The 7,619-nt window shown below is 47.7% G+C and carries 5 protein-coding genes; 4 read left to right on the top strand and 1 reads right to left on the bottom strand.

The features are described from left to right. Nucleotides 1-281 precede the first annotated feature (281 nt). A complete protein-coding gene (locus IEW74_RS15475; protein WP_188666810.1) occupies nucleotides 282-869 on the bottom strand; it encodes a HupE/UreJ family protein in 588 nt (195 codons plus the stop codon). Nucleotides 870-961: 92 nt separating this feature from the next. Here IEW74_RS15475 and nikR point away from each other — a divergent pair, with 92 nt between their 5' ends. From nikR to IEW74_RS15455, 4 genes are all read left to right on the top strand, one after another. Continuing rightward, the gene (gene nikR / locus IEW74_RS15470) at nucleotides 962-1,387 is read left to right on the top strand and encodes a nickel-responsive transcriptional regulator NikR (protein WP_188666808.1); all 426 of its coding nucleotides are present in this window, start codon (nucleotides 962-964) and stop codon (nucleotides 1,385-1,387) included. 260 nt (nucleotides 1,388-1,647) lie between these two features. Beyond that, nucleotides 1,648-3,180 (top strand): acyl-CoA carboxylase subunit beta, encoded by a 1,533-nt coding sequence (locus tag IEW74_RS15465; RefSeq protein ID WP_188666805.1) that lies wholly within the window; start codon nucleotides 1,648-1,650, stop codon nucleotides 3,178-3,180. A 61-nt stretch (nucleotides 3,181-3,241) separates the two neighbouring features. Further along, nucleotides 3,242-5,242: an acetyl-CoA carboxylase biotin carboxylase subunit gene (locus IEW74_RS15460; RefSeq protein WP_188666803.1), complete on the top strand. Its 2,001-nt coding sequence runs from the start codon at nucleotides 3,242-3,244 to the stop codon at nucleotides 5,240-5,242. Between the two features lie 218 nt (nucleotides 5,243-5,460). After that, the gene (locus IEW74_RS15455; RefSeq protein ID WP_188666801.1) at nucleotides 5,461-7,569 is read left to right on the top strand and encodes a bacteriohemerythrin; all 2,109 of its coding nucleotides are present in this window, start codon (nucleotides 5,461-5,463) and stop codon (nucleotides 7,567-7,569) included. The last annotated feature ends 50 nt before the right edge of the window (nucleotides 7,570-7,619 follow it).

The following is a 7,619-nucleotide window of genomic DNA, read 5'->3' as shown; positions in this document are numbered from 1 at the left end:
GCCCAATCCCGCAACGGTCGCCTGAACCGCTCCCAAGGGGCTATGGCCATAGCCCCTTGGGATATTCAGCATTCATGCTTTCGATAAAATATAGCAAGCTTTAAAGAGACAATCCCGCACTTGATGCGGGATCCATTTAAAATCAATGGATTATATGTTACTCATTCAGCAAAGATGGATCCCCGATCGGGGTCGGGGATGACAGCTTAGGGGCTTTGTCAATAAGCTGAGGGAGAGCGCAGCCAAGCACTCTCCCTTTTTTTATTGAATGACGTTCGCCTTTACAGAACCAGCAAGACGACACCGGCTGTGCCAACCGCACCGCCACCGATCCGCAATGCCATCGGTGCCATTTTTTCATCCAGTTGTTTCAGAGCAAAGCTGAGCCCCAAACCAGCCAAATGCAACATCGTCGTTGCCAAGGCAAACCCCAATGCATACTGGCTGCCTTCTGCATTTACCGGCATTTCCAGACCATGTGCAAAACCGTGGAAAATCGCAAGAACACCGACCAGAGCCATTGCCCCTAATAACGGCATTTGACGACCAAAGGCCACAACAGCCCCCAACAGGATAACGGAACCGACAATTCCCAGTTCAACGAACGGAACGGTTCCACCGACCATCGCAACAAAGCCACCAACCAACATCATAACAACGAATGAAGCTGGCACATATGCCATTGCTTTACCACCTTGCTGAGCCGCCAGAACACCGACAGCAACCATTGCTAAAATATGATCCAATCCAGCGAATGGATGCCCAAAGCCCGCTGCAAAACCATGAACGCTGTCACCACCTGTGTGTGCAAACGCAGAAGTCGCCAACAACATTCCTGCTGCTGCAACGCTAAAGAATAGTCGATTCATTTCCCAACCCTTGTATGATTGTTTAAATAATATGAAAAGTATGATGTTTTTAAAAATTATCATACTGACTATAACAAAAGCAAGAGGCAAAAATGGAACGAATTACCATTACCATCGACGACGACCTGCTCGCCGATTTTGACAAGTTGATCGAAATGAAGGGGTACAGTAACAGGTCTGAAGGCATACGCGATGCCATTCGACAATTGGTAAAAGACCAACAAATCGCTGAAAACGAAGAAGCCCCCTGTGTCGGGTGCGTTGTTTATATGTATAATCATAAAGAACGCACCCTTTCCACCCGCCTGATGGAAACACAACATCACCATCACGATATCCCGACAGCCACCCTGCATTTACATGTGGATCCGGAAAACTGTCTGGAAGCCACCGTTTTGCATGGATCCGTCCATCAGGTTCGTCATATGGCAGACCAGATCACATCACAAACGGGCGTTAAATATGGAAAGCTTCATGTTATCCCTTTATCTAAACCCACGACACATTCGCACGAATAATCAAGAGATTTGTTTTTTTGGATTCTCTACCTTTCGCGTGGCAATCTTTTAAATTCCAAATAAAATTTGAGGTTTTTATCAATCAAAACAGCCTGAAAAACATGAAAAATCAAAGCTGAAGAAAATAAATCGGTAATTCGGTATTAGAGTGCGTATTTTTTCTGGTGCGTAAAATCCGATTGTGGTAATCATAACGTCAGGAAGCTACACATCCTTCCAAATATATCTATGCCCAACAAGGGCGAAGGGGACATATTTAGATGCACGACATTATCCAGATGCTTGATGAAAAACGCGCCAAAGCCCGCATGGGTGGCGGTCAGCGTCGTATCGACGCACAGCACAAAAAGGGCAAGCTGACAGCCCGTGAAAGAATTGACATTTTCCTCGACGAAGGCAGCTTCGAAGAATGGGACATGTTCGTTGAACACCGCTGCACCGATTTCGGCATGGAACAGGACCATACACCGGGTGACGGCGTTGTCACCGGTTACGGTACGGTCAATGGCCGTTTGGTCTTTGTTTTCTCTCAGGATTTCACGGTTTACGGTGGTTCCCTGTCAGAAACACATGCAGAAAAAATCTGCAAGATCATGGATCAGGCCATGAAAGTGGGCGCGCCCTGCATCGGCTTAAACGATTCCGGTGGGGCACGTATTCAGGAAGGTATCGCTTCCTTGGGCGGTTATGCAGACGTTTTCCAACGCAACGTCGAAGCATCCGGTGTTATCCCGCAAATTTCCATGATCATGGGTCCATGCGCCGGTGGTGCCGTTTACTCCCCGGCGATGACAGACTTTATCTTCATGGTTAAAGACAGTTCCTTCATGTTTGTGACAGGTCCGGACGTTGTCAAAACCGTGACCCACGAAGAAGTCACACAAGAAGAACTCGGCGGTGCCATCACCCATACATCCAAATCCGGTGTGGCTCATCTCGCCTTTGAAAACGATGTCGAAGCCCTTCTCAAGCTGCGCGATTTCGTTGACTTCCTGCCCAGCAACAACAAGGAAAAAGCCCCGACCCGTCCGACAACAGACCCGGCGGATCGCGATGACATTTCCCTGGATACATTGGTGCCGGATAACGCCAACAAACCCTATGAAATGAAAGAACTGATCACCAAAGTTGTAGACGAAGGTGACTTCTTTGAAATCATGCCGGACTTCGCCAAAAACATCATCATCGGTTTTGGCCGTATGAACGGCGATACAGTCGGCTTTGTTGCCAACAACCCGATGGTTCTGGCCGGTTGTCTGGATATCGACAGCTCTGTTAAGGCGGCCCGTTTTGTGCGTTTCTGCGATGCCTTCAACATTCCGATCGTTACATTTGTGGACGTACCGGGCTTCATGCCGGGAACCGATCAGGAATATAACGGCATTATCACACATGGTGCAAAACTGCTCTATGCGTTTGCCGAAGCCACTGTACCGAAAGTAACTGTTATTACCCGTAAAGCCTACGGCGGCGCTTATGACGTTATGAGCTCCAAACACTTGCGCGGGGATGCAAACTTTGCATGGCCGTCTGCAGAAATCGCCGTCATGGGGGCCAAAGGGGCCGTGGAGATCATCTTCCGTTCCGATATTGGTGATAATGAAAAGATCCAACGCCGCACAGATGAATACGCCGCCAACTTTACCAATCCGTTCAAGGCTGGTGCCCGTGGCTTTATCGACGATGTGATCATGCCGCACGGTACACGTCGCCGTATCTGTCAATCTCTCGCAATGTTGAAAAACAAAGATTTGAAAAACCCGGCGCGCAAGCACGGTAACATTCCGCTCTAAGGTTTGCCTTAAGCGTATTTCATTCAAATCTGAGTTTTAGCAAAGAATAGGAACCGGACACATGTTCGATAAAATCCTGATTGCAAACCGCGGTGAGATTGCCTGCCGCGTAATCAAATCAGCCCGCAAGATGGGCATTAAGACCGTTGCGGTCTATTCCGATGCCGATAAAGAAGCGCTTCATGTCCAAATGGCAGATGAAGCCGTCAATATCGGCCCGGCACCGTCCAACCAGTCTTATCTGGTGATGGACAATATTTTAAAAGCCATCAAAGACACCGGTGCACAGGCCGTGCATCCCGGTTATGGCTTCCTGTCGGAAAACGCACATTTCTTCGATGCATTGAACGAAATCGGTGTTGAATTCATCGGCCCTGAAAAACTTGCCATTCAGGCGATGGGCGACAAGATCGAGTCCAAGAAACTGGCCCAAAAAGCTGGCGTCAGCACTGTTCCGGGTTATACCGATGTTGTGCGCGACACGGACCATGCGGTCGAAATCTCCGCTGAAATTGGTTATCCCGTGATGTTGAAAGCCTCTGCCGGTGGTGGTGGTAAAGGCATGCGCGTTGCCTATAACGAAGAAGAATGTCGCGATGGTTTTGAACGTGCCACGTCCGAAGCCAAATCGTCTTTCGGTGATGACCGCGTCTTTATCGAAAAATTCATCGAAGAACCGCGCCATATCGAAATTCAGGTTCTGGCCGACAAACACGGCAATGCGATTTATCTTGCAGAACGTGAATGCTCCATCCAGCGTCGCCATCAAAAGGTCATTGAAGAAGCGCCGTCACCATTCCTCAACGAAGAAACACGCAAAGCAATGGGCGAACAAGCCGTTGCACTGGCCAAGGCGGTAGATTACCGTTCTGCCGGTACTGTGGAATTCATCGTTGATAAAGATCAGAATTTCTACTTCCTGGAAATGAACACCCGTTTGCAGGTGGAACACCCGGTTACAGAATTGATCACCGGTGTCGATCTGGTTGAATGGATGATCAATATTGCCGATGGTCAGGAACTGACCATCAAGCAAGAAGACGTGAAAATCAACGGCTGGGCGATGGAATCCCGCGTCTATGCCGAAGACCCTTTCCGCAATTTCCTGCCGTCCACAGGCCGTCTCATCAAATACCGTCCGCCGATTGAAAGCGACACAGTGCGCGTTGATACAGGTGTCTATGAAGGTGGTGAAATTTCCATGTTCTACGATCCGATGATTGCCAAGCTGATTACACACGGCAAAAATCGCGAAGAATGTACGGAAAATATGCGTCGTGCGTTGGATGAATATTACATCCGTGGCGTTGGCCATAACATCTCGTTCCTGAACGCGGTTATGTCCAAGCAACGTTTCATCGACGGTGCTTTGACCACAAACTTCATTGCAGAAGAATATCCTGATGGTTTTGATGCCTCTATGGTCCCGCAAAAAGACCCGAAAAATCTGGTCGCGGTTGCCTGCTTTATGAAACGCATGGAATCAGAACGTGAAGTTATGATTTCAGGCCAAATGGAAGGCGGCCGTGGTCGTTTGTTGAATGACGAATGGGTTGTCCTTTATAACGACCAAAAATTCAATGCAACGGTCACACCAAACCCGACAGAAGGCTACGACATTGAAATCAACGGGACAGAAATGCATATCCGTTCGGAATGGACGTTTGGCGAGCCGTTGTTCTTTGCCGATATCAACGGAACCGAAATTTGTGTTCAAGTAGACCGCATGGCAACGGGATACAGCCTGTTCCACGCTGGTGCGCAAGCCGATGTTAAGGTTCTGACCAAACGACATGCAGAACTGAACGACTTAATGCCGTTCAAGGCACCGCCGGATATGTCTGCCTTCCTGCTGTCCCCGATGCCGGGTCTGCTGCTGTCTGTTGCCGTCGAAGAAGGTCAGGAAGTCAAAGCCGGTGAAGAACTTTGTGTGATTGAAGCCATGAAAATGGAAAATATCATGCGGGCCGAAAAAGACGTGGTTATTAAAAAGATCCACGCTTCTGCCGGTGGTTCTTTATCCGTTGACCAAAAAATCATCGAATTCGCAAGCGAAGACTAAGAAAAGTCGAAAGATTTTTCAAAAATTTCATGGCGAGGGTCGTTTTACCCTCGCCTTTTTTTTAAATTATTCAGATTTACGGGAATATACCTATCCTATCGGATAAGGAAACATAACTTTAGAGTTATTAAAATCTACGTATATACCCTTATGCGCTATTGTCGGTGAGTAAAAAATGTTTATGATCCCAACAATGCGCAAATTAGGGGAAATAGATAATGTTTCTGCAAAAGATTTCGATCTCGAAAAAGTTGTTAACACTTTCGCTTATAACCTTTACGGGATTAGCTATTCTGACAGGCCTCAGCCTGTATCAGTTCCGCGTCACAATGGTGGAAGACCGACAGATCAAAACTCGCCACATTGTCGAGAGTGCCTACAGTATTATTCTTGATTATGCCAATCAGGCCAAACAAGGAAAGCTAACACAGGAACAAGCACAAAAAGCAGCCAAAGATACTTTGGAAGCGATGCGTTACGATGGGCAAGAATATATTTTCATCACAGATTTCAATGCGACCCTTGTGATGCATCCGGTTAAGCCGTCTCTGAATGGTAAAAATATGGGGGATACGCAAGACCCCAACGGCGTTCCTCTTTTCCGCAAAATTTCAGAAACAGGTAAAAGCGGTGAAGGGTTTGTCAACTATCACTGGCCCAAAGCCGGATATGACAAAGCCATCGCCAAGCTGTCTTTCGTAAAAGGTTACGCCCCGTGGCAATGGGTTGTGGGGTCCGGCATCTACATGGATGATGTAGATAACGCTTTTTATAATGCCGTTTTCCTTTTGGGGAGCATTGCTATCCTAGTTGCAGCCTTGGTTCTTGGTGCCTCTTTCTTTATTGCCCGCGACATTGCCCGCCCACTAAACAAGATGACCCGCAGTATGTCCTCGTTGGCATCCGGTGCCTTGGATACGGAGATTGAAGGGACACATCGTGGTGATGAAATCGGCCATATGGCAGAAGCCGTTCAGATTTTTAAAGACAATATGATCAAGAACGAAGAACTGCATATCGCCAAACAGCAAGACGAAGAAATCAAGGAACAGCAACGTCAGTTAATCAACAGCTATATTCGTGAATTCGAAATGACTATGATTAACGTGCTCGACAGTCTCAACAGTTCAGATCAGGCCGTTCGCCAGGCCTCCAACAGAGTGACCATAGAATCTGATCAGACCAAGGCACAGGCAACCACGGTTGCCAGCGCATCGGAAGAGGCAACATCCAATGTTCAAACCGTTGCCGCTGCTGCCGAAGAATTATCCAGTTCCATTTCTGAAATTGACCGTCAGGTTACTCAGGCTTCCCAAGTGACAGCCCGGGCAGTGACGGAATCAGAAGAAACCTCACGTCATATCCGCGAACTGGAAGAAGATGTTTCCAATATCGGCGAGATCGTCAAACTGATTACAACCATTGCCGAACAAACCAACCTGCTGGCCCTGAACGCCACCATCGAAGCCGCACGTGCAGGCGAAGCCGGAAAAGGGTTCGCCGTTGTTGCCTCGGAAGTCAAAAATCTGGCAAATCAAACGACACAGGCAACAGACGATATCACCGCCCGCATTACAGAGATACAACAATCGACCTCGCGTTCGGTCAGTGCCATCGGTTCTGTATCCCGCGTCATTGAAGAAATGAACGAGATTTCTGCAACGATCGCCAGTGCCGTGGAACAACAAAGTGCCGCAACACGTGAAATTGCACAAAATGTAGATCAGGCATCCAATGGCACACGCGAAGTCTCGTCTTCGATTATCGAGGTTCAAAAATCCGCTGAAAGTGCCAACGAAGCCGCCAACAGCCTGATGAGTGTGTCGGATAAACTGGCAACAGAATCCACCTCATTACGTGAACTGGTATCGCGTTTCCTTAAACAGATCAAAGTGGATGAACAGGATGCACAAGCCCTGTTTAGCTGGAGCGATGATCTATCCTGTGGAAATAAAAAAGTCGACGATGATCATCGGTTCTTGTTGGAATTGATCAACGAACTTTATACCGAAATCAAAAATGATGATGACGAACACACAATCGAAGACACCTTCCACAAGATGCAGGATTACACCAAGCACCACTTTGCGGATGAAGAAGCGATCATGCAAAAAACAGGTTATCCGGATTTGGAAGCTCACGCGGCTGAACATAAACAGTTCATGGAACGTCTGGATACCTCCTTTAACCTGTACATGAAAGCACCCAACAAGCATGCATCAATCGAACTGATCGGCATTCTGGCATCCCTTTGGCAGAAACATGTTGGCTCTACCGATAAAGCGTTTGCCACATTCCTCAAGTCTAAGGCTTCTACAGCGGCCTGACACTATGCTACACTCGGGTCCAAATAAATTTTTTGGACCCGAGGTTTTCT

It is taken from the genome of Terasakiella brassicae, from assembly GCF_014641495.1.
Lineage (GTDB): Bacteria > Pseudomonadota > Alphaproteobacteria > Rhodospirillales > Terasakiellaceae > Terasakiella > Terasakiella brassicae.
This window is presented reverse-complemented; position numbering and strand designations above follow the sequence as displayed.

Coding starts and splice junctions, on each gene's coding strand:
- IEW74_RS15465 (WP_188666805.1), top strand. CDS start 1,648: ATGCACGACATTATCCAGATGCTTGATGAAAAACGCGCCAAAGCCCGC.
- nikR (WP_188666808.1), top strand. CDS start 962: ATGGAACGAATTACCATTACCATCGACGACGACCTGCTCGCCGATTTT.
- IEW74_RS15455 (WP_188666801.1), top strand. CDS start 5,461: ATGTTTCTGCAAAAGATTTCGATCTCGAAAAAGTTGTTAACACTTTCG.
- IEW74_RS15475 (WP_188666810.1), bottom strand. CDS start 869: ATGAATCGACTATTCTTTAGCGTTGCAGCAGCAGGAATGTTGTTGGCG.
- IEW74_RS15460 (WP_188666803.1), top strand. CDS start 3,242: ATGTTCGATAAAATCCTGATTGCAAACCGCGGTGAGATTGCCTGCCGC.